This window comes from Erwinia sp. MYb416 (assembly GCF_037479575.1).
GTDB lineage: Bacteria > Pseudomonadota > Gammaproteobacteria > Enterobacterales > Enterobacteriaceae > Erwinia > Erwinia rhapontici.
Map to the genome: position 1 here is coordinate 1 of NZ_JBBGYT010000400.1, position 573 is coordinate 573.

1 protein-coding gene is annotated in these 573 nt (G+C 47.1%); it reads left to right on the plus strand.

Features of this window, described 5'->3' with window-relative positions:
• Window positions 1-451, plus strand: a 451-nt coding sequence (locus tag WH277_RS05565; RefSeq protein WP_339504906.1) for a DJ-1/PfpI family protein, incomplete at its 5' end; no start/stop codon positions are given.
• Window positions 452-573: the final 122 nt, after the last annotated feature.

The following is a 573-nucleotide window of genomic DNA, read 5'->3' on the forward strand; positions in this document are numbered from 1 at the left end:
TCCCGACCTCAGTCTGGACACATTGGAACCGCAAAAAAGCCAGATGCTGATATTACCTGGTGCGGATATTGCCCTAAAAGGAGGGATTGATAGCTTTGTCAAAACAGCCTCTCAGTTCTTAAGTGCCGGAACCCCAGTCGCTGCCATTTGTGGGGCAACCGCTGCACTTGCTAAAGGTGGACTCTTGGATGAATTACCACACACCAGTAATGCAAAAATTTTTCTTGAAATGGTGGGTTATAAAGGTGGAGCCCACTACCAGGACCAACTGGTTGTAACTTCTGGAAACTTGATCACTGCGAGCGGAATTGCTCCAATTGAATTTGCGATCGAAATTTTCCGTAAACTTGATGTTTACTCCGACACGACATTGCGTGCCTGGAGCAAGTTATATAAAGACCACAATCCTGAAGGCTTTTACGAACTTATGGCGGAACATAGCGATGAGTGAAACACAGGAAAAGCTGAGTACATTAGCGTTGACGACCTTCGCACTGAATGGGCTGTTTCTTACTGTTGCTGAACAGCTTACTGCGCCGGTAGGGATTACGGCAACCCGCTGGCAGGTCATTG